A 21,066-nucleotide genomic window follows, 5' to 3' on the forward strand; every position below is an offset into this window, starting at 1 on the left:
TGAGGGGAAGACGTCATCGCACCTACGCAAAAGCAGTGACGTAGACGGCGATGTCGATGCTGTGATTTATCGTTCGCTGATCAGTGCAGCCGTTGATCAGTGCACCGTTTCGCTGGCCCCGTTTTTGAGACGCTGGATTTCGTCCCTGACCATCAGTTTTCGACGCTTGAGTTCGACGATGCGGAGATCGTCGGTAGACAGGTGCACGAGCGCTTCGTGCAATTCGCTTTCGAGAACTTTGTGCTTGCGTTCCAGTTCGACGAGATGCGCCTGTAGTGCCATTCGAAAACTCCTCGGTAGGATTGAACCTCAGGATACGTTCGGTTGGACGATGAATTCTACATGACAGTGGACATCTGTCGATGGGTATTGAAAAGTGTATTTTGAGTTTCAGGTATCGTGTGAAACGAATCGTGACCTGATCGCGCCGCAAAAACATGGAACCGGACGGCTTGCGTGGTGCGCCTGCACCGGCGATAGTCATCCTAGAAATTCCTCGCAAATGACTTGCGAATCCAGTCAGCTAGAAACATGAACGACGACGAAGATCGCGAACTCCCGTTAGAACTCGCCCGATTGCAGCAGGAACATCGCGACCTCGACGCCGCTATCGATGCCTTGCAACATTCACCGGCACCCGATCTTTTGCGACTGCAACGGTTGAAGAAGAGGAAGCTTCAGCTGAAAGACCGGATCTCCTTTATCGAAGACCAGATCACCCCGGATATTATTGCCTGAGACAACGCGTCGCGCTGTGGCTGTGGCTTAAAGAACGGCCAGGGCTACGAACTCAACGCGCGATGATCGATGGATCGGCTTTCTTTAACTCGCGGTGAATGCAGCAGGCTGGGCGTTGAACTCGCCCGTCGTCAAAACCTTGCTTCGCGACGGCCGCCGCTCTTTTCGCGCGGCATCGTAGGCACGACAGCCAGACTTAAATTCTGGCCAGCATCGCATTGTGGCGCGGTGAAAACTGCTGGGCCGCGAATTGATCGCCATGGCGCTCGCGCTGGCCGACGTGACGCTCGCACTACGCAAGCCAGCTATTGCGGCCTAACAGGAGCGAAATGGGGCGACTGCAAACGAGGCGCTGTCGAAACTTGACAATAAGAACAAAATAAGAACATTCTTGCGCCGAGATCAATCGACTCGTGAGGGCACCATGGCCGATATCACCTATTATGTCGCACTGCCCTTCCTGCACGACGACTCTGGTTCGCCGGCCGCCGGTGCCGCCGAGGAATGTCAGAGCGCATCCGGCGCCATCCGCCGCGCCGAACTATTGTCCCGTGCGCCAGGTTCAATCGGCGCATTGGCCTTCAGCCGTACCGGCGATCCGATGATCGGCGAGTTCGGTGACGCCCAGGTGATCCGCGCCTTTGGCGAAGTGCCAAGCGACCTCAGCGCGCTGTAAGGGCGCCAACGCCGACAATCGACTAACTACACTTTCGCACGTCACGCGGTCTTGCGCTCATACATCGCCTTGTCTGCCTGAACCAACGCGGCTTCGCCATCGGCATCGGGACCCAGCAGTGCGGCGCCTGCAGAGGCGCCAGCCGACACGTTGATGTCGCGGAAGACGAAAGTGAGCTGGTCGATCGCCACGGCGCGGGTCAGCTCGCGGGCAAAGCCACGGCGGTTGAGAATATCGAGCAGGAAGTCAGTTTCCGCCGAAGCGCGCAATTCGGCAATCTTCGCCTGCGCCTCCGTAAGTTGCGCCTCCAGCCGCCGGATCGTCAGCGTGGCCGCCGGCGCGCGGCTTTCGGCAGCGGCACCAACGCCTTGGAACCGCGCAACGCCGGCTTCATCGAGCGTTTGACCGACTTTGCAGCAGGCGTTCGGGTTTTCTTTTGCATGGGATTTGTTACAAGGCTTGCCAGTCTTCACCAAGACGAGATCATGTTTGCCACGCTCCTTGCCACGCAAGGGGACGACATTGTATTTCCAGCCTATCTTTCTGGATTCGCGAAAGAAAATACGGAATGACCGCGCCCGTCGCCATTATTATGGGAAGCCAGTCGGACTGGGAAACCATGCGCCACGCCGCCGAAACGCTGACAGCGCTCGGCGTATCCCATGAGGCGCGCATCGTCTCGGCCCACCGCACGCCGGACCGGCTGGTCGCATTCGCCAAGGGCGCCAAGGCAGCGGGCTTCCAGATCATCATCGCCGGTGCCGGCGGCGCTGCGCATTTGCCCGGCATGGCCGCGGCACTGACGGAACTCCCGGTATTCGGCGTGCCCGTGGAATCCAAGGCGCTGTCCGGCGTCGACTCGCTTTATTCGATCGTACAGATGCCGGGCGGCGTGCCCGTCGGCACGCTGGCCATCGGCAAACCCGGCGCGATCAATGCGGCACTGCTCGCGGCGAGCGTGCTGGCGCTGCACGACACGGCACTGGCAACAAAGCTCGCCGCCTGGCGCAAGGCGCAGACCGATGCCGTGGCTGAAAAGCCGGAAGGTGCAGCGTGAGCGCTGTGGTGACGAAGGTTCTCAAGCCGGGCGATACGATCGGCATTCTCGGTGGCGGCCAGCTCGGTCGCATGTTGGCGATGTCCGCAGCGCGCCTCGGCCTCCGCTGTCAGGTTTTTTCACCGGATCCGGATTCGCCGGCTTTCGATGTGGTGCAGAACGCGACATGCGCTGAATATGCTGATGTCGAGGCGCTCGAACTGTTCGCCAGTGATTGCGACGTCATCACCTACGAATTCGAGAACGTGCCGGCCGCCACCGCGATGATCCTCGACGCGCGGCGCCCGGTTCTGCCCGCGCAGACAATCCTGCAGACCACGCAGGATCGTCTGGCCGAGAAGGATTTTGTAACGTCACTGGGTATCGGCACGGCCGATTACGCAGGCGTTTCGAACGCTGGCGAGCTTCATGCAGCGGTCAAGAAGATCGGTCTGCCAGCTGTCATCAAGACGCGTCGCTTCGGTTATGACGGCAAGGGCCAGGCAATCATCCGCGAGGGTGACGATCTCGATCAGGTCTGGAAGGATCTCGGCACCAACTCCGCGATCCTTGAAGCCTTCGTGCCGTTCGAACGCGAGGTCTCGGTCATCGCTGCACGCGGCGCCGACGGCCATGTCGAATGTTTCGACGTCACCGAAAACGAGCATCGCGATCACATCCTGAAATTCTCCTACGCGCCCGCACGCATCTCCGACACGCTTGCCGCAAAGGCGCGTGAGATCGCCGAGAAGATCGGCACTGCGCTGGGTTATGTCGGCGTCTTTGCCGTCGAACTGTTTGTCGTGCCCGGTAAGGACAGCGCGACGCTTGTCGTGAACGAAATTGCGCCGCGCGTGCATAATTCCGGCCACTGGACGCTCGATGGCGCCTCGGTGTCGCAATTCGAACAGCACATCCGCGCCATCGCCGGCTGGCCGCTCGCCAAACCCGTCCGCCACGGCCAGGTCACCATGATCAACCTGATCGGCGACGATATTCTCGACTACGGCAAGTGGCTCACCGTCCCCGGCGCCACCGTGCATCTCTATGGCAAGGGCGCACCGAAGCCCGGCCGCAAGATGGGCCACGTGGTTGAGGTGAAGCCGGCGACGTAACAACGCCGGCTTCACCGCCTCATTCGTCAGGCGGTCGCCTTGCCTTCCACCACGCCAGTGGGCTCGTCACTCAGCCAGCGATAGATCGCGCCGCCGAGAACACCGCCAACCAGCGGTGCCACCCAGAACAGCCACAACTGTTGCAGTGCCCAGCCGCCGACAAACAATGCCGGCCCAGTGCTGCGCGCCGGATTCACCGACGTGTTGGTGACTGGAATGCTGACGAGGTGGATCATCACCAGCGCAAGCCCGATTGCCAGCGGCGCGAAGCCCGCAGGCGCCTTGCCATGCGTGGAGCCCATGATGATGAACAGGAACATCATGGTCATAACCACCTCCATGATGAAGCCCGCCACCATGCTGTATTTGCCGGGCGAATGATCGCCGTAGCCGTTCGACGCAAAGCCCTTGGCAAGGTCGAAACCGGCAGCGCCGCTGGCAATGACATACAACACGGCCGCACCTGCAACCGCACCGACGACCTGCGCAATCAAATAAGGGAGAATCTGGCCGGCGGGGAAACGTCCACCCGCCGCAAGACCCACGGTGACCGCAGGATTGAGATGGCAGCCCGAAACGTGGCCAATGGCATAGGCCATGGTCACGACGCTGAGGCCGAAGGCCAACGAGACGCCGACGAGACCGATACCGACCTGCGGAAATGCTGCCGCGATTACGGCACTGCCGCAGCCTGCAAATGTGAGCCAAAAGGTGCCGATCAGCTCGGCCGCGTATTTTTTCCCATTCATGATGCTCTCCGGTCGTAATCGGCGTCCCGGCTGAGTCGCCGCGGGAATTATGCGTCCGTGCTCCAATACCTGTCGAGACAGGGAACCTGCCCTATCCCCACCCGGGAAAATTCGGAAAAAATACGTTATTTTCCCGGCCCAGAAGGTTAAAATGACGGCGCCGCAAGGTGGACATTCGCCATTTCATCTGGTACATCGGCGCCCTTGAGGTTAAGGGCATGGCCTTTGTCGGCCCTTCACTTTACCGAAATTCAAATCCGATCAATTGAAAAGAGGATGCCGCGTGCAGGTTCTCGTTCGCGATAATAACGTCGATCAGGCTCTCAAGGCGCTGAAGAAGAAGATGCAGCGCGAGGGTATTTTCCGCGAGATGAAGCTCCGCGGTCACTACGAGAAGCCCTCTGAGAAGAAGGCTCGCGAGAAGGCTGAGGCTGTGCGTCGCGCACGCAAGCTGGCTCGCAAGAAGCTGCAGCGCGAAGGCCTGCTGCCGATGAAGCCGAAGCCGGTGTTCGGCGCGGGTCCTGGCGCCGATCGTGGCGGCCGTCCTGGCGCTGGCGGCGCGGGCGCTCCGCGTCCGGCGCGCTAAGCGCACTTCATCCACCGAGTTTGATAACGCGGGCCAAAGCCCGCGTTATTTTTTTGCGCAGTTGCTTTTTGTGCGAACTACTTCTTTGGCGCGCTGGTCTTGATCGGGTGCATTTTGCCCGATGTCGCGCTACCAATAGGTCATTGGTCGCTGCGTGAGATTGGCCCTGCATGGAATGTCCCGTCCGCAAGTCCCCGTCCCGCTTCGGCGCCCGCGGCCTTACCGCGATTGCCCTTATCGTTACGGGTCTGTGCGGCACCGGATGCTCGTTCAACCTGTCGTCACTAACACCGGGGTCTGACAAGGACGAACCGAAGACGACGGCTCTGGCGCCCCCGCCGCCCGCGAATTCCGGCAAGACCAATCCGCAGGATGCACAGATCCACGCCGCACGCGCGCAGGCGCTCGCACAATCCGGCAAACCCGATGACGCGCTGCTGGCCTTCAATCAGGCACTCGACCTCGATCCGCACAGTGCGCAGACCTTCTACCAACGCGGGCTGCTCTATCAGTCCGAGAAGAAATATGAATTTGCCATCGCGGATTTTACGTCGGCCAACGGCCTGACGCCGCAGCAGGCCGATCCCCTGCTCGGCCGCGCGCAATGCTATCTCGCCCTCGGGAAACATCAGGAAGCCGCAGCGGATCTCGACGAGGCTTCGCAGGTGGCACCGGGCAATGCCCAGGTCTGGCTGACCCGCGGCGCGACGTATGAGAAGCTTGGCGACAGGGCCAAGGCCGCAGACTCCTACAGCCGCGCTGTCGCGCTGCGCCCGAAGGACGATGCAGCGCGGAGCGGCCTCGCCCGCATGGGTGGACGCGCGGGCTAGCTAAAGCTGGCAGGGGTCAGGCTGATAGCAATACGACGTCGCCCTGCATGCGTGAGAGCGGCGCGCGGAAAATCCACCGTTTCCCTTACCGCTCGAACGGGCGCGGGATCACCGAATTGAACACCGACTTTGCCGCAGACAGCACATCTTCGGCCACGTTGGTGCGCTCAGATCGCGGTGTGCCAGCAGCATCCGCCTGCAGGTCCACCGGCTGCGGCGCCGGGATCTCGCCAGGCGGTCGCATGCGCCGCGCTTCGGAACGCTCAGACTGCGGCGAAGGCATAGGATCGAACTTCTCGACGCTTGGCGTCGCCACCACGATCGGCGGCGGCAGCTGCTGCATCGACGGAGGGGAAACAGTCCGTGCGGCTTCCTGCACCCGCGGCGCCTCCGGAGCGCGCGGGGTCTCAGGCGTACGGGCAGCTTCCTGGGGTCGCGGCTCGCTGCGGTTCAGGCGCTCGATGGCAGCACGGGCGAGATCGTTGGCGTCGCGGCGTTCATCGGCACTGGCATTTGCCGCCGGCGCGGTGCCCACGGTGGCAAGGACGGGCGCAGGCGCGGCCGGAGCCGGCGCGGGCTTGGCCGCTGCCTTCTCGCGCAATGCCGGCTGATGGCGGCGCGGCTCGGGTGTCGTGGCCGCCTCGGGCTTTTCGATGCTGGCCTTCTCGACCACTGGCTTGTCGCCGGCCTTGGCCGGGGCCGATTCGGGCAGATTGGCGAGGTCGGCAGAATTCTCGGCGGGCTTGGCTGTCGCTGCCTTGGTGTCAGGCTTCGGTTCCGCAGGCGTCGATGCGACAGCCGCAGCGGGGCGATCCGGGCTCGCCTTCGGGATGATGTAGTGATTGACGATATAGGCACCCACGATCGTCGCCAGAATCGACGGCAAGATATCGATGGTGAACTTCGAGAGATACTTGTGCAGCATGAACCGGCCTCTTCCCCAAGCTGCTTCATGCTAGGAATTTGAGGCTGATTCAGGGATCAATCGCGACGGATCGAAGGCAAAGTTCCAATCCGTCGCATTGAATTGTTTCAGGTGGTCCTCAGCAGGCTAAACACAATGAACCGGCAGCCGCTGGAGGCAGACAAGGTTAAGCTTTCTTAACCTCGACCTCGAGAAACACGATTTCCTTGTCGGTTTCATTCAGAACGTCATGCTCGACGCCTGCCTTGCGGAAATAGGATTTGCCGGTCGTGATCGGCGCCTGCGAGCGGGTGCCGTCCGGCGCAACGATGGTCATCACGCTCGTGGTGATCGGAACGATCACATAGTCCATCCCATGGGTGTGGTGACCAGTCGCCGCGCCAGGCGCGAGCCGCCATTCGGTGACGCGAACTTCGGGCGTGTCCTGCTGAACGTCGGACTGGGCAGCGAGCATCGTCTCATTCTCCAAAGTGGTCACGGCACAAACACCATGAAGATGAATACCGCAAACACCACCAAGTGAACCAGCCCGAACAGGATGTTCGTGCGTCCGGTGCCAAAGGTCAGCATGCTCAGCACGAAGGTCATCACCAGCAGCACCATCTTCTGCGCACTGAGACCGAGCACGAGTTCCTTGTTTAACGCATAGGCCGCCACCGCAACCGCAGGTATCGTCAGTCCGATAGTGGCGAGCGATGAGCCGAGTGCGAGGTTGATGCTCTTCTGCAGATCGTTGCCACGCGCGGCAGAAATGGCGGCGACGCTTTCCGGCAGCAAGATCAGCAGCGCCACGAGGATACCGGCAAAGGCTTCCGGCGCGCCGATCCGTTCAATGCCGGCATCCACCACGAGCGAGAATTTCTTCGCCAGCAGCACCACCGCCAACAACGAGACCAGCAGCAAAACGGCGCTTACGGCAAGAAGACGGTTGGAAACATGCCCGCCTACGGCACCTTCGCCACTTCCGTCTGCGACGAAGTAATCCTGATGTCGGATGGTCTGTGTGTAGAGAAACACCGCATAGAGCATGATGGTGGCGACGCTGACAAAAGCGAGCTGTGCGTTCGAATAGAAAGGTCCCGGAGTGGTCAGGGTGTAATTCGGCAGGATCAGCGTGATCGTTGCCATCACAATCAGTACGCTGAGATAAATATTCGACCCCGTGACCTGAAAATCCTGCTCTCGGTAACGCAACCCTCCGACGAGGATGCAGATGCCAACCAACCCGTTGCAAACGATCATCACCACCGCGAAGACAGTATCGCGCGCCAGCGTCGGGACGGCCTTGTCACCCAGCATGATGGAGGCGATCAGCGCCACCTCGATGATAGTCACGGCCAGTGTCAGCAACAGCGTGCCGAACGGTTCGCCGATCTTGTGTGCGATGACTTCGGCATGATGCACGGCGGCGAACACCGTGCCGAACAGGATGACCAGCAGAACAACCGCGAACACAATGCCAGCAGTCGTCTCCGTGAATCCGATCCCGAGCGAAGGAATTGACGTCGCGATAAAAAGCAAAACGGCCAACGTTGGGAAAATCCAGGACGATCTGGGCATGGGGTGTGCTGACATCAAGCAAGTGTCCTGATTGAAAACGGGTTCGGCAGCAAGCGACACGCCGCTATTGCAGACCCACAAAACCGATTGCGCGGCGGGATCATGCCGTCTCGCCAAACTGCATATGATGCGTATAGTTGCGTATCACCTGAAGGTGAGTTTGCAAGAAAGTGGGAGAGGAAGCGAGATGTTTTCACATGTCATGATCGGCACCAACGACCTCGAAGCCGCGAAGTCGTTTTATGACAAGCTGCTCGGCACGCTGGGCGTCCCGCCCGGCGCCGTCGATCGCCACCGGGTTTTCTGGCGGACCAAGACCGGTACTTTCTCGGTGTCGAAGCCGATCAATGGCGAGCCTGCTTGCGCTGCCAATGGCGGCACCATCGGTTTTCTCGCCAAATCGCAGGAAGAAGCCGATGCCTGGCACGCCGCCGGCATCGCCAATGGCGCCACCACCTGCGAAGAACCGCCGGGCATCCGCGAAGGCGGCGTGAAGCTTTATCTGGCCTATCTGCGCGACCCCGACGGCAACAAGCTGTGCGCGCTGTATCGCTTGCCAAAGGAAGACGCTGCGAGCTGACCTTTCAAACAAAAAACGCCCGGCTTGTAGCCGGGCGTTTTGATGAAGGTCATCAGGGTGGGACTTACATCGCCTTCACGATGTTCTCCGTCACCTTCTTCGCGTCGCCGAGCAGCATCATGGTGTTGTCGCGATAGAACAGCGGGTTATCGATGCCGGCATAGCCGGACGCCAGCGAGCGCTTGATGAACATCACGGTGCCGGCCTTCCACACCTGCAGCACCGGCATGCCGTAGATCGGCGAAGTCTTGTCGTCTTCCGCCGCCGGATTGGTGACGTCGTTGGCGCCGATCACGAAGGCGATGTCAGCCTGCGCGAATTCCGAATTGATGTCCTCGAGTTCGAACACCTCATCATAAGGCACGTTGGCTTCCGCCAGCAGCACGTTCATGTGGCCGGGCATACGGCCTGCCACCGGATGAATGGCGTATTTCACCTCGACGCCTTCCTTCTTCAGCGTGTCGGCCATCTCTCTCAAAGCATGCTGCGCCTGCGCCACCGCCATGCCGTAGCCGGGCACGATGATGACCTTCTGCGCATTCTTCATGATGAAGGCCGCGTCGTCCGCCGAGCCGAGCTTGGCCGGCTTCTGTTCGCCCGAGCCACCACCGGCCGCCGCGGTCTCGCCGCCGAAGCCGCCGAGGATGACCGAGATGAAGGAACGGTTCATCGCGTGGCACATGATGTAGGACAGGATCGCGCCGGACGAGCCGACCAGCGCACCGGTGATGATCAGCGCGGAATTGCCCAGCGTGAAGCCAATGCCCGCGGCTGCCCAGCCGGAATAGGAGTTCAGCATCGAGATCACGACCGGCATGTCGGCGCCGCCGATCGGGATGATCAGCAGCGCGCCGAGCACCAGCGCGATGACGGTGATGAGCCAGAAGTCGACCGCACTGCCCGAACGGACCAGACCGAAGATGAAGAACACCAGCGCCAGGCCGAGCGCGATATTGATGATGTGACGCGCCGGCAAGATGATCGGCGAGCCGCTCATGCGGCCGGAGAGCTTGGCGAACGCGATCACCGAGCCCGTGAAGGTCAGCGCGCCGATGGCGACGCCGAGCGACATTTCGACGAGGCTGGCGCCGACGATCTTCTTGGTCACCGGATCGAGAATACCGAAGGCTTCCGGCGCATAGAACGCGCCGGCGGCAACCAGCACCGCGGCCATGCCGACCAGCGAGTGGAAGGCCGCGACCAGTTCGGGCATCGAGGTCATCGGCACGCGCTTGGCGATGACCGCGCCGATGCCGCCACCGATGGCGATACCGAGGATCACCAGGACCCAGCCGAGCGCGTCGGCCGGCGGATGCGCGGCGAGCGTGGTGCCCACGGCGATGACCATGCCGGCCATGCCGAGGAAATTGCCCTGGCGGCTGGACGCCGGGCTGGACAGCCCGCGCAGCGATAGGATGAAGAGGATGCCCGCGACGAGATAGAGCAGTGCGGCGAGATTGGCGTTCATCGGGCTGCCCTTACTTCTTTTTCTTCTGGTACATCGCAAGCATGCGCTGCGTGACCAGGAAGCCGCCGAAAATATTGACGCATGCAAAGATCAGCGCGACGAAGCCGAAGCCGCGCGCCAAGGCGCCGCCACTGCCGACCATGTTGACACCGACCGCGAGCAGTGCGCCGACCACGATCACCGAAGAGATCGCATTGGTCACCGACATCAGCGGCGTATGCAGCGCGGGGGTCACCGACCACACCACGAAATAGCCGACAAACACGGCGAGCACGAAGATCGAGAGCTGAAAGACGAACGGGCTGACCAGCGAGGCATGATCCATGGCAGCGCTCCTTAAGCGGTCTTCGGCTGAAAGTTCGGATGAATGACGGCGCCGTCCTTGGTCAAGGCTGTTGCCTTGACCAGTTCGTCGTCCCAGTTCACCGCGAGCGCCTTGGTCTCTTTGTTGACCAACGTTTCGATGAACGAGAACAGATTGCGCGCATAGAGGCTCGACGCCGAGGCGGCGACGCGGCCGGCGACATTGGTATAACCAACGATCTTGATGCCGTTGACGTCAGCGACTTCGCCGGGCTTGGCGCCTTCAACATTGCCGCCGCGTTCGACGGCGAGATCGACCAGCACCGAACCGGGCTTCATGGACGCCACCATCTCGGCGGTGACCAGACGCGGCGCAGGCCGGCCCGGGATCAGCGCGGTGGTGATGATGATGTCCTGCTTCTTGATGTGCTCGGCGGTGAGCGCGGCCTGCTTGGCCTGATATTCCTTGGACATTTCCTTGGCGTAACCGCCGGCAGTCTGCGCGTTCTTGAACTCGTCGTCTTCCACGGCCAGGAATTTCGCGCCGAGGCTCTCGACCTGCTCTTTGGTGGCCGGACGCACATCCGTCGCGGTGACCACCGCGCCCAAGCGGCGCGCGGTCGCGATCGCCTGCAGGCCGGCAACGCCGACGCCCATCACGAACACCTTGGCGGCCGGAATGGTGCCGGCGGCTGTCATCATCATCGGGAAAGCGCGGCCGAAGCTTTCGGCGGCCTCGATGACGGCGCGGTAGCCGGCGAGATTGGCCTGGCTCGACAGCACGTCCATCACCTGCGCACGGGTGATGCGCGGCATCAGCTCCATCGCGAAGGCCGACACGCCGGCATCCGCCATCGCCTTCAGCGCCGCGTCGTTGCCATAGGGGTCCATGATCGCGATCACCAGCGCACCGCGCTTGTAACCGGCTAGTTCGGACACCTCAGGACGCTTCACCTTGATGACGATGTCGGCGTCCTTCACCGCATCGGCGCTGATGGTGGCGCCCACGGCCGTGTATTCCGAATCCGGTAGGCCGGACTTGATGCCGGCGCCAGGCTCAATCGCCACATCGACGCCGAGCGCCTTGAACTTCTTCACCGTGTCGGGCGAGATCGCCACGCGCGGTTCGGACGGATCGATTTCCTTGGCAACGGCAATCTTCATGGGGCCTCCGGCGGCGCAAGGCACGCGCGTGAGCAAATAGGACAGAACGCCACCCAAGTCGGGCGGCGCAATCGGCGATAGATCAGGTGAGGAAGATGCCCATCAGGGCCACGATGGCGATGACGCCGATGGTGCCCCACTTCACCAGCATGAGAAAGCCCTCATAGGTCTGCTCATGCGCCGGATAGTCGTTGCCATCGGCCGTGGTGTAAGCGACTTCGCTGTGATCGGACATCAGGGTCTCCCGCCTCGTATTTCGTATGTTGCCACGGAATTAGCGCAATTGGATATGGAGAGCAACGGTTCGTGGCATACCACGGCAATCTTTACATACCGCAGTGCGTCAGGCCGGCCAGTTGTCCCGAATCCAGCGCGTGAGCGATTGCTCGCTGACTTCGCCGGCAGCAAGGGCAAGGATGATCTCTGTAGCTTCGCCGGGATCTGGGGCGAACGAGATATCATTCATGCGCAAGAACACCATCATCGCATGAAAGGCGATGCGTTTGTTGCCATCAACGAACGCATGATTTTTGGCGAGACCGTATCCATAAGCTGCAGCAAGCGCCGCCATATCAGTCTCGCCGTAATGCCATTGATTGATCGGCCGTAGCACTGCCGACTCAAGGAGGCCGTGGTCCCGAACACCTTCGGGACCACCAAACATAGCAAGCTGTTCCGCGTGCATGTCGATTACTTCATCGACATCAAGCCACAATGGCTCGAATGTCGCGTTCATTTAGCCAGCGCGGCGAATGTATCCCTGTATTCGTGCATCACCTTGCGGGCGATTTCCATCGTCCGCGCATGCTTCGGATTGAAGGGAGACAGCCGCAAGCTTCCGTCTGGCTGTTCAACCGGATAGAATTTGTCGCCCTCCTTCAAATTGAGGCGCGCGAGCAATTCCTTCGGCAAAATCACTCCCACCGAATTACCAATTTTACGAATTTGAAGCGCCGTTGCCTCGAATTCGGGATTCCGGGCAGCTCCATTCATAGGTCCAACTCCCTGTTGTACGGAATGTATAACAGAAAGCTCGCGTACGTACAACAAATGTTTTACGTACGCCTACCCCATCGCTTCAAGCTCATCGATCATCCCGGCGATGACCGAGAGGCCGCCGTCCCAGAAGGTCGGGTCCTTGGCGTCGAGGCCGAAGGGCTTGAGCAATTCGGAATAGTGCTTGGTGCCTCCAGCGGCGAGCATCGCGAGGTAGCGATCCGCAAACCCTTCCTGGGCGTTCTCGTAGACCGCATAGAGCGAGTTCACCAAGCAATCGCCGAAGGCATAGGCATAGACGTAGAACGGCGAATGGATGAAGTGCGGGATGTACATCCAGAAGTTCTCGTAACCCGGTTTGATCTCGATCGCCGGCCCAAGGCTTTCGGTCTGCACGCTGAGCCAGAGTTCGCCAAGCCGCTGCGCGGTGAGTTCGCCGTGGCGGCGCTCGGTATGAACAGCGCGCTCGAATGAATAGAACGCGATCTGCCGCACCACCGTGTTGATCATGTCCTCGACCTTTCCCGCCAGCAGCGCCTGACGCTGCTTGGCGCTCTTGGTCTGCGACAGCAGCCGCTTGAAGGTCAGCATTTCACCGAACACGCTGGCGGTTTCGGCCAGCGTCAACGGCGTCGGCGCCATCAGCGCACCGTTGCGGGCGGCGAGCACCTGATGCACGCCATGGCCGAGTTCGTGGGCGAGCGTCATCACGTCGCGCGGCTTGCCCTGATAGTTCATCAACACATAGGGATGCGCCGACGGCGTGGTCGGATGTGAGAACGCTCCGGGCGCCTTGCCCGGGCGCACCGGCGCATCGATCCAGCGATCGGTGAAGAAGCGCTTGGCGATATTGGCCATGTCGGGTGAAAACGCGCCATAGGCGGTCAGCACCATGTCCTGCGCATCCGACCATGGAATCGTGCCGGTCGGTGCGAATGGCAGCGGCGCGTTGCGGTCCCAATGGGCGAGCTTCTTCTTGCCGAACCAGCGCGCCTTCAACTGATAGTAGCGATGCGACAGCCGCGGATAGGCCGCGCGCACCGATGATACTAGTGCGTCCACCACTTCGCGCTCGACGCGATTGTTGAGATGGCGGGAATCCGCAATATCGTGGAAACCGCGCCAGCGGTCGGAGATTTCCTTGTCCTTGGCCAGCGTGTTGGTGATCAGCGCAAAGGTGCGCTCATTGGCCTTGAAGGTTTTCGCCAGCGCTTGCCCGGCCGCCTTGCGCTTGGCCGGCGCGCGGTCCTGCAGCATGGTCAACGTTGGCTCGATCGCCAGCTCCTTGCCGCCGAGCTTGAAGCGAAGCCCCGCGATTGTCTGATCAAACAGGCGGTTGAAGGCGCCATAACCGGTCTGGGACTTTTCGTGAAACAGCTGCTCGACGCGGTCTTCGAGCTGATAGGGCTTGTCCTTGCGGCTGTCTTCGATCCACGGCCGGTAGTGGCCAAGCTCGGGCGTCTGCATCGCCTGCTCGATCACGGCATCGTCGACACGATTGAGTTCGAGGCCGAAGAAGAGGAGATGCACCGACGCCGCGGTGATGCGCTCGGAGACGTCGCCGTAGAATTTCGAAATCGCAGGATCGACGCTGTCGCCGGCATGGACGAGACCGGCATAGGAGCCGAGCCGGCCGGCGAGATCGTCAATCGCCTCATAACGGCGAACAGCGCCCGCGAGCCACACACCACCGCCGGGCTTAGCCGTCTCTTCCGCGAGCTTGCCCTTGTAATCAGCTTCGAATGCCGCGCATTCGGCGTCGATCTTGTCGAGATCCCCGGCAATCTCCGGCGCGTCGATCGCCGTGTAGAGATCCGCAAGATTCCATTCCGGCAGCTTGCCCCCCGGCGATTTGGCCGATGATTTCGACGCCAGCTTGCTCACGGCTTTTTTGGCCGGAGCGGATTTGCGCGAAACAGTTTTGCGAGAAGCGGTCTTTCGAGAAGGCTTGGCAGTCCGAGCAGTCGCAGATTTCGTCATGAATACTTTCGGTTGGATGCAGCCGTCACACGAAAGCAGCGAGCTGCGGAGCGAAATGGACAAGCAGTTCTTCGCCCTCGGTCATCAAGGGTTCGATCTCGTCATGAAGCATATGGCGAATCGTACACCACACCATGACAATCCGTGCGACAAGCCACCATCGCGTCCCGCGCAGCGCAGTGCGGGCATGCGCCGCCACCAGCGGCAGGCTGCGATGCTCGAACAACAGGCGCCCGGTGCCGTCTTCGAGAATGTACTGGCCATCCACGCGCGATACGCACAATTCGCAGGCCTGCTCCGGCTGCGGTTCCAGCAGATAGAGCTGCGCATCGCCGTTCTCAGTGATGCCAGTCTCCCATTCGCGGCCGCGATGCCCGAGATTGATCGTGTCGGCAAGCGTTGCGAGCTCGGTCTCGCTCCACGCGCCCTGCAGCGGTTTGCGCTGAAATGCGATGACGTTCATTTGGGTGCTCCAAACAGCAGCCGGTGCAATTCCGGCTCGTAATAGACCAGCAAATGTTTTGCGAAGGCGGCCGGCTCCAGACCGAGCTGAATGGCCCATGCTTCCATCGTTTCGGTGGGCACCCGACTGAAGCCGTTCTCAACCTGCGAGATGAACGTGTAATATTTGAGACCAAGTTTTGCGGCGAGATCGACCTGCGACAACCCGGCTTCCGCGCGTCGCGCTTTTAGCCAATCCCCAGCCTGTTTTCGCAACTGCCGCGCTTCCGGCAAGGCTTTGCCGCGCTGCACTCCAGCGAAATCTTCTTGATTTTCGCCACGTTTCATGATTACGAAACTATCCAGTATGAATTAAAGATCTGACGACTTCCTGTAGCACGACTATCGAGCTGCAAGAACGTTGCGGACGGGATGAAACGATACCCGACAGGACAACGATGGCCTTTACGGATCGCAACAGCATTGGCCGCAATTATGCGCCTCCTGCCCCTCACCGGGTCAAGGAGCTGTTTGCCGCAACCCTTTTGCTGGCGCTGACCGCGGCACTGGCCTTGCGCGCATTTGTCTCGCTCGATGCGCTGGCGCCGATGGTCGCCACCCTGCTATTCGCACTTGCAGCATTGATGGCCGGTGGCGCGCTGATTCCGCGGAACTTCGCGCGGCGCGCGACCTGGTTCGATGTCGCCGGCGTCCTGACCTTCATCGGGGTCGGAATCAGCATCTTCATTGAGCCCGACCAGATGGTTCGGCTCGTCACCCTCTCCGATCAACCCGAGTAACGGATCGGATCAACCGCGGGATCAAACCCGCATGTTTTGCAAAGTACGACTTTTAACAAGCACGTCCTGGCCCGGGCCCCTCTGGCAGTTCACCCGAACTGTGATGTCGGACTGGACGTTCATACGGAGTGGCCCACATGACAGACTTCTTCACCGCTGAAGCTATGACTGCACTTTTCCAGGTCGTGATGATCGATCTGGTTCTCGCCGGCGACAACGCCATCGTGATCGGCCTTGCGGCCGCCGGCCTTCCCAAGGAACAGCGCGGCAAAGCCATCCTGATCGGCATCATCGCCGCCACCATCCTGCGCATCGGCTTCGCCAGCATCACCGTCCAACTGCTGCAGATCATCGGCCTGCTTCTGGCCGGCGGCATCCTCTTGCTGTGGGTGTGCTGGAAGATGTGGCGCGAATTGCGCGCCGGGCATGAGCACGATCTCGACGCGCTCGAGAACCAGCTCAATGCCGATGGCACGGCCAACGGCCCGCGCAAGACGCTCGGCCAGGCGATCTGGCAGATCACCGTCGCCGATGTGTCGATGTCGCTGGACAACGTGCTCGCGGTCGCCGGTGCCGCGCGTGAACACCCGAGCATCCTGATCTTCGGCCTCGTGCTGTCGATCGCGCTGATGGGTCTCGCCGCCTCCTTCATCGCCAAGCTCCTGCAGAAGCACCGCTGGATCGCCTATGTCGGCCTCGCCATCATTCTCTATGTGGCGGGTGACATGATCTATCGCGGTGCCCGCGAAGTCTGGCCCTATGCGACGGCTTACCTCGCCCCGGTGTTATGAAAGCATTAAGGCTTTGATCGCCATGGTGGCTCAAATCGGGACATACCCGCTCTGGAGTTGCCATGGCCGAACGAATCCTCATCGCAGATGACGACGCCGTCCAGCGCCGCCTCCTCGAAAACATGGTGCAGCGCTGCGGCTATGAGGTCATCACGGTCGATAGCGGCGACGCTGCCATGGCCAGGCTGATTGATCCCGAAGCGGCCGCCATCGATGCTCTGGTCCTCGACCTGATGATGCCCGGCCTCGACGGCATGGGCGTGCTCGACAAGATCCGCGATAGCGGCCTCAGCATCCCGGTCATCGTCCAGACTGCCCATGGCGGTATCGAGAATGTTGTGTCCGCCATGCGTGCCGGCGCACATGATTTCGTCGTCAAACCTGTCGGCGTCGAACGTCTGCAGGTGAGCCTGCGCAATGCGCTCAATACCAGCGCACTGAAAGGCGAATTGCAGCGCATCAGGCACAGCCGCGAAGGCAAGCTCACTTTTGCCGACATCGTCACACGCAATGCCGGCATGGACGCCGTGCTGCGCACCGCACGCAAGGCGGCGACCTCCACGATTCCCGTGCTGATCGAAGGCGAGTCCGGCGTCGGCAAGGAATTGATCGCGCGCGCCATCCACGGCTCTGGCGAACGCAGCAGCAAGCCGTTCGTGGCCGTCAATTGCGGCGCCATTCCCGACAACCTCGTGGAGTCGATCCTGTTCGGCCACGAGAAGGGCGCCTTTACCGGCGCTACCGACCGGCATCTTGGCAAGTTTGTCGAGGCTCACGGCGGCACGCTGTTTCTCGACGAAGTCGGCGAGCTGCCGCTATCGGCGCAAGTGAAGCTGCTGCGCGCGCTTCAGGAAGGTTCGGTCGAGGCCGTGGGCGGGCGCAAGCCGGTCAAGGTCGACGTCCGCATCATTTCGGCTACCAACCGCAAGCTGCTCGATCTCGTCAAAGCCGGGCAATTCCGCGAAGATCTGTTCTATCGCCTGCATGTGCTGCCGCTGACGGTGCCACCGCTGCGGGCGCGCCGCGAGGACATTCCGTATCTGCTGCGACATTTCCTGGCGCGTTTCTGCGCCGAGGAGAACAGGCCGATTACCAGCATCGCCGGCGACGCCATGGCGATGCTCACGCAGCTCGACTGGCCGGGCAATATCCGGCAGCTGGAAAACGCCGTCTACCGCGCCGTCGTGATGAGCGAAGGCGATCAACTCGGACTGGCCGACTTCCCGCAAACGACCGCGTACGCTCCATCGATCGTGGCATCGGCGGTCGCGCCGCTGATTGTAGACCCCGTCTTCCACACGATGGCGCCGACCATGGTACCGGGCATCGACGCAGCCCCGATATCGCTCGCCGCCGGAAGCCTGTCCATGCTGACAGCGGAGAACGAGGTAAGGGCACTGGAAGAGCTCGAATCCGAGATCATCCGCTTTGCCATTGCGCACTATCGCGGTCAGATGTCGGAAGTTGCACGGCGCCTCAAAATCGGCCGGTCGACGCTCTACCGCAAGCTCGATGAGGCAGCGGAGAAAGATTCATCGATTGCGGATTCCGCACCGTCGAACTGAACTTCTCGCCTCCCACGCGATTGAACATGTTGTTGCGATCGCTATGGAACTTGAACCGTTGCGGTCTGGTGACACACAAAGTCAAAAGCATCGGTGAAACCTCGGTATGCGTTGCAAACCGGGGAGGTTGAGGTCAGTTTGTTGTGACTTGTCCGACAAGCGCTAGCGCTTGTGCCGGGCGCGTGTATCGTCTGCACAGGAAGCGCTCTGAATCGGAGCGAGCAGGCAAAACAGCGCGACTGCTTCAACCGAAGCTGATGATGTCAGACTAGAACTGTTCCATGCCGGAACAGCTCACCTAACGAGGTGCGAGAATGCGAGACTATTCCAAGGGCCGCTCGGGATTCGACCGCGTGCTGATGGCCGTGGCCGCGACATTCCTGACGGTTTCCGCTGGCGCCGCAGCTGCTGCCCAGAGCGCAGCGCCCCGCGACAGTGTCTCCGAACTCGCCATCGATGCGGCGGTGCCGCGCCCCGAACCCGCCAATGTTGCCCCGCCGACCGCTGCCGACTTCAAGGCCGAGGCGCCGAAGGCCGACACCACGGCGTCCGTGCCCGATGCAACCAAGGCGTCCGAGAAGACCATTGGTTCGGTCTCGACCGATACGCCAAAGGCAACCGAGGCCGTGCAAGCGCCTGCGGATGTGAAGCCGAGCGAGGCTGTAACCGCGCCCGCCGCTGCGACACCGCCGGCCGCGACTGCTGTGGCACCTCCTGCGCCCGCAGCCGAGCCGCCGAAGGATGTCGCCAAGGACATCGCCAAGCCCGCGACCACCGTTGCGTCCAGCGATCAGCCCGTCGCCGAGAAACTGCGCGATATGTTCGGCGCCAAGTCCACGCGCTATTTCGACCGCAAGGGCGAGCGCGCCGCGGTCGAGAAGTTCTACACCGCACGTGACTTCGCACCGATCTGGACCCAGGCTGGCGCAACGACCCCTGCCGCCAAGGGCGTCATTGCGCGCCTCAAGGACGCCGCTTCTGACGGCCTCGACACCGCCGATTATCCCGTGCCGGATTTCACCGCGGCGAATACGCCCGATGCGCTCGCCGAGGCGGAGCTGAAGCTCACCGCCAGCATGCTCGATTACGCCCGCCAGGCCCAGAGCGGCCGCATGCACTGGTCGCAGGTGACTGGCGACATCATGTATCCGGAGCATCCAACCGATCCGGCGGAAGTGCTCGCCAATATCTCGACGGCGAAGAACGCTTCGGCAACCCTCGACGCCTACAACCCGCCGCACAAGGGCTATCAGGAGCTGAAGAAGAAGCTCGCTGAACTGCGCGGCGAAACCGCAATGCCCGTACAGCCGATCGGCGAAGGCCCGGCGCTGCGTTTCGCCAAGGCCACGAAGAAAAATCCGAACCCGACCGTGACGGACGACCCGCGCGTGCCGTTGCTGCGCACTCGCCTCAACGTCGAAAATCCGGCCGAGACCAAATACGACGCTGCCGTCGCCGAAGCCGTTCGCAAGTATCAGGCCAGCAACGATCTGAAGGCCACCGGCGTACTGGACGAGGCGACCGTGCGCGCGATGAATTCGCCGAAGCGCGACCGCCACATCGATACGGTGCTGGTCAACATGGAGCGTTGGCGCTGGCTGCCACGCCAGCTCGGCGCGTCCGCAGTCGGCAATGCCTATGTGATGCTGAACATCCCGGACTATACGCTGAAAGTGATGCAGAACGGCGCGCAGGTCTGGACCACACGCGTCGTCGTCGGCAAGCCGGGCAATCACGCCACGCCGCTGATGACCGAGACGATGAAGTACATCACGGTCAACCCAACCTGGAACGTGCCGCCCTCGATCATCTACAACGAATACCTGCCCGCTCTGCAGCAGGACCCGACGGTGCTTGACCGCATGGGCCTGAAGCTGACGCGCAATTCCGACGGCAGCATCCACATTGCGCAGCCGCCCGGTGAAGCCAACGCGCTGGGCCGCATCCGCTTCAATTTCCCGAACAAGTTCCTCGTCTATCAGCACGATACACCGGACAAGAACCTGTTCGGCCGCGACGAGCGCGCCTTCAGCCACGGCTGCATGCGCGTGCAGAATCCGGACCAATACGCCGCGACGCTGCTGAACATCACGATGCCGAACGAGCACTACACGCCGGAGAAGGTTCGCGGCATGTATGGCCGCAGCGAGATCGATCTGAAATTCCCGACGCCGATCCCGGTGAACATCACGTACCAGACCGCCTTCGTCGATGACGCTGGCAAGCTGCAGCTGCGCAAGGATATCTACGGACGCGACGCGCAGATGATGCAGTTGCTCCGCGGAGGCAAGAACAAGGATCTGGAACAGGTCGTTGCCCGGGCCCAGCCGAGCTATTCGCGCCCGCGCGCGGATATCCCGCAGGGCGTGGCTTTCAACGACAACGGCTCGCGCATGGCCAGCAATGGCGGCCTGTCCTTCTTCGAGCGCCTGTTCGGCGGCGGTGCCCCGGCACCTCAACCGGTGGCACCCGGCCAGAAGCCGCGCCGCACGGTAACCCGCTAAACTGCGACGTCGGCGCTAATATTCTGAAGACTTATCAAGGGCTTCACCTTCCGGTGGAGCCCTTTTTACGTTTCGCCCTTTATCCAGATTAACCATCGTCCATCTGGAACCCGGCAGCGGGCTATTTTTCGCCATACTCAATGGGTTAAGTTTAATGGCTGGCTGAAAAGCCCGCTTGGGGGATGGGTTGTAAATCTCGGTTAACCCTCCCGTTTTAAGAGTACGTTCACTCTCTGTCGCCGCATGGGGTAGCGAGAGA

Annotated in this window: 26 protein-coding genes; 11 read left to right on the top strand and 15 right to left on the bottom strand. The window is 61.3% G+C overall.

The window, feature by feature from the left end; genetic code table 11:
- Nucleotides 1-96: 96 nt before the first annotated feature.
- Nucleotides 97-282 carry a YdcH family protein gene (locus AB7828_RS16775; RefSeq protein ID WP_068728781.1) on the bottom strand — a complete coding sequence of 62 codons (186 nt, stop codon included), beginning with the start codon at nt 280-282 and terminating at the stop codon, nt 97-99.
- Between the two features lie 249 nt (nt 283-531).
- Here AB7828_RS16775 and AB7828_RS16780 point away from each other — a divergent pair, with 249 nt between their 5' ends.
- The gene (locus AB7828_RS16780; protein ID WP_068728782.1) at nt 532-738 is read left to right on the top strand and encodes a YdcH family protein; all 207 of its coding nucleotides are present in this window, start codon (nt 532-534) and stop codon (nt 736-738) included.
- A gap of 424 nt (nt 739-1,162) precedes the next feature.
- Nucleotides 1,163-1,414, top strand: a complete 252-nt coding sequence (locus AB7828_RS16785; RefSeq protein WP_068728784.1) for a hypothetical protein — start codon at nt 1,163-1,165, stop codon at nt 1,412-1,414.
- A 41-nt stretch (nt 1,415-1,455) separates the two neighbouring features.
- Here the strand turns inward: AB7828_RS16785 and AB7828_RS16790 are convergent, their stop codons facing one another.
- Complete coding sequence (locus tag AB7828_RS16790) at nt 1,456-1,887, bottom strand: hypothetical protein (protein ID WP_441232256.1); 432 nt, start codon at nt 1,885-1,887, stop codon at nt 1,456-1,458.
- Nucleotides 1,888-1,982: 95 nt separating this feature from the next.
- Between AB7828_RS16790 and purE the strand changes: the two genes are divergently transcribed.
- On the top strand, nt 1,983-2,471 hold the full coding sequence (gene purE, locus AB7828_RS16795) for a 5-(carboxyamino)imidazole ribonucleotide mutase (protein ID WP_068728790.1): 489 nt from the start codon (nt 1,983-1,985) through the stop codon (nt 2,469-2,471).
- Between the two features lie 8 nt (nt 2,472-2,479).
- On the top strand, nt 2,480-3,565 hold the full coding sequence (locus tag AB7828_RS16800) for a 5-(carboxyamino)imidazole ribonucleotide synthase (RefSeq protein ID WP_439078363.1): 1,086 nt from the start codon (nt 2,480-2,482) through the stop codon (nt 3,563-3,565).
- 26 nt (nt 3,566-3,591) lie between these two features.
- Here the strand turns inward: AB7828_RS16800 and aqpZ are convergent, their stop codons facing one another.
- Nucleotides 3,592-4,314: an aquaporin Z gene (gene aqpZ / locus AB7828_RS16805; RefSeq protein ID WP_441230672.1), complete on the bottom strand. Its 723-nt coding sequence runs from the start codon at nt 4,312-4,314 to the stop codon at nt 3,592-3,594.
- A 283-nt stretch (nt 4,315-4,597) separates the two neighbouring features.
- Between aqpZ and rpsU the strand changes: the two genes are divergently transcribed.
- Both rpsU and AB7828_RS16815 read left to right on the top strand, forming a co-directional pair.
- The gene (gene rpsU / locus AB7828_RS16810; protein WP_089265892.1) at nt 4,598-4,900 is read left to right on the top strand and encodes a 30S ribosomal protein S21; all 303 of its coding nucleotides are present in this window, start codon (nt 4,598-4,600) and stop codon (nt 4,898-4,900) included.
- 170 nt (nt 4,901-5,070) lie between these two features.
- Nucleotides 5,071-5,730, top strand: a complete 660-nt coding sequence (locus AB7828_RS16815; RefSeq protein ID WP_441230673.1) for a tetratricopeptide repeat protein — start codon at nt 5,071-5,073, stop codon at nt 5,728-5,730.
- Nucleotides 5,731-5,815: 85 nt separating this feature from the next.
- Here the strand turns inward: AB7828_RS16815 and AB7828_RS16820 are convergent, their stop codons facing one another.
- From AB7828_RS16820 to AB7828_RS16830, 3 genes are all read right to left on the bottom strand, one after another.
- On the bottom strand, nt 5,816-6,655 hold the full coding sequence (locus tag AB7828_RS16820) for a hypothetical protein (protein ID WP_441230674.1): 840 nt from the start codon (nt 6,653-6,655) through the stop codon (nt 5,816-5,818).
- Between the two features lie 166 nt (nt 6,656-6,821).
- Entirely contained in the window at nt 6,822-7,109 is a 288-nt protein-coding gene (locus AB7828_RS16825) for a cupin domain-containing protein (RefSeq protein ID WP_068730343.1), read from the bottom strand.
- Nucleotides 7,110-7,129: 20 nt separating this feature from the next.
- A complete protein-coding gene (locus AB7828_RS16830; protein ID WP_439078365.1) occupies nt 7,130-8,230 on the bottom strand; it encodes a calcium:proton antiporter in 1,101 nt (366 codons plus the stop codon).
- A gap of 172 nt (nt 8,231-8,402) precedes the next feature.
- On the opposite strand from AB7828_RS16830, the gene AB7828_RS16835 reads away from it, so the two are divergent.
- Nucleotides 8,403-8,795 (top strand): VOC family protein, encoded by a 393-nt coding sequence (locus AB7828_RS16835; RefSeq protein ID WP_089265890.1) that lies wholly within the window; start codon nt 8,403-8,405, stop codon nt 8,793-8,795.
- 64 nt (nt 8,796-8,859) lie between these two features.
- Here AB7828_RS16835 and AB7828_RS16840 read toward each other — a convergent pair whose 3' ends face one another.
- The 9 genes from AB7828_RS16840 to AB7828_RS16880 form a co-directional block, all read right to left on the bottom strand.
- Nucleotides 8,860-10,263, bottom strand: a complete 1,404-nt coding sequence (locus AB7828_RS16840; protein ID WP_441230675.1) for an NAD(P)(+) transhydrogenase (Re/Si-specific) subunit beta — start codon at nt 10,261-10,263, stop codon at nt 8,860-8,862.
- 10 nt (nt 10,264-10,273) lie between these two features.
- Complete coding sequence (locus AB7828_RS16845) at nt 10,274-10,588, bottom strand: proton-translocating transhydrogenase family protein (protein ID WP_089265888.1); 315 nt, start codon at nt 10,586-10,588, stop codon at nt 10,274-10,276.
- Nucleotides 10,589-10,599: 11 nt separating this feature from the next.
- Nucleotides 10,600-11,730 (bottom strand): Re/Si-specific NAD(P)(+) transhydrogenase subunit alpha, encoded by a 1,131-nt coding sequence (locus AB7828_RS16850; protein ID WP_120287134.1) that lies wholly within the window; start codon nt 11,728-11,730, stop codon nt 10,600-10,602.
- Nucleotides 11,731-11,812: 82 nt separating this feature from the next.
- Nucleotides 11,813-11,965, bottom strand: a complete 153-nt coding sequence (locus tag AB7828_RS16855; RefSeq protein ID WP_089265886.1) for an aa3-type cytochrome c oxidase subunit IV — start codon at nt 11,963-11,965, stop codon at nt 11,813-11,815.
- A gap of 108 nt (nt 11,966-12,073) precedes the next feature.
- Nucleotides 12,074-12,466, bottom strand: coding sequence for a type II toxin-antitoxin system death-on-curing family toxin (locus AB7828_RS16860; protein WP_120287135.1), 393 nt, complete (start codon nt 12,464-12,466; stop codon nt 12,074-12,076).
- Nucleotides 12,463-12,723, bottom strand: coding sequence for an AbrB/MazE/SpoVT family DNA-binding domain-containing protein (locus AB7828_RS16865; protein ID WP_120287136.1), 261 nt, complete (start codon nt 12,721-12,723; stop codon nt 12,463-12,465). Before AB7828_RS16865 ends, AB7828_RS16860 begins: the two co-directional genes overlap by 4 nt.
- Nucleotides 12,724-12,795: 72 nt before the next feature.
- Nucleotides 12,796-14,706 (bottom strand): M3 family oligoendopeptidase, encoded by a 1,911-nt coding sequence (locus tag AB7828_RS16870; RefSeq protein WP_441230676.1) that lies wholly within the window; start codon nt 14,704-14,706, stop codon nt 12,796-12,798.
- Nucleotides 14,707-14,731: 25 nt separating this feature from the next.
- Nucleotides 14,732-15,169: a hypothetical protein gene (locus AB7828_RS16875; protein ID WP_441230677.1), complete on the bottom strand. Its 438-nt coding sequence runs from the start codon at nt 15,167-15,169 to the stop codon at nt 14,732-14,734.
- Nucleotides 15,166-15,495, bottom strand: coding sequence for a helix-turn-helix domain-containing protein (locus AB7828_RS16880; RefSeq protein WP_089265882.1), 330 nt, complete (start codon nt 15,493-15,495; stop codon nt 15,166-15,168). Before AB7828_RS16880 ends, AB7828_RS16875 begins: the two co-directional genes overlap by 4 nt.
- Before the next feature lie 110 nt (nt 15,496-15,605).
- On the opposite strand from AB7828_RS16880, the gene AB7828_RS16885 reads away from it, so the two are divergent.
- The 4 genes from AB7828_RS16885 to AB7828_RS16900 all read left to right on the top strand — a co-directional run bounded on the left by AB7828_RS16885 (nt 15,606) and on the right by AB7828_RS16900 (nt 20,807).
- Nucleotides 15,606-15,947 (top strand): hypothetical protein, encoded by a 342-nt coding sequence (locus AB7828_RS16885; protein ID WP_231079234.1) that lies wholly within the window; start codon nt 15,606-15,608, stop codon nt 15,945-15,947.
- 137 nt (nt 15,948-16,084) lie between these two features.
- Complete coding sequence (locus AB7828_RS16890; RefSeq protein ID WP_231079233.1) at nt 16,085-16,738, top strand: TerC family protein; 654 nt, start codon at nt 16,085-16,087, stop codon at nt 16,736-16,738.
- A 62-nt stretch (nt 16,739-16,800) separates the two neighbouring features.
- A complete protein-coding gene (locus tag AB7828_RS16895; protein ID WP_441230678.1) occupies nt 16,801-18,303 on the top strand; it encodes a sigma-54-dependent transcriptional regulator in 1,503 nt (500 codons plus the stop codon).
- 314 nt (nt 18,304-18,617) lie between these two features.
- A complete protein-coding gene (locus AB7828_RS16900; RefSeq protein ID WP_441230679.1) occupies nt 18,618-20,807 on the top strand; it encodes a L,D-transpeptidase family protein in 2,190 nt (729 codons plus the stop codon).
- Nucleotides 20,808-21,066: the final 259 nt, after the last annotated feature.

This window comes from Tardiphaga sp. 215_C5_N2_1, from assembly GCF_052076055.1.
Taxonomy (GTDB): Bacteria; Pseudomonadota; Alphaproteobacteria; order Rhizobiales; family Xanthobacteraceae; genus Tardiphaga; species Tardiphaga robiniae.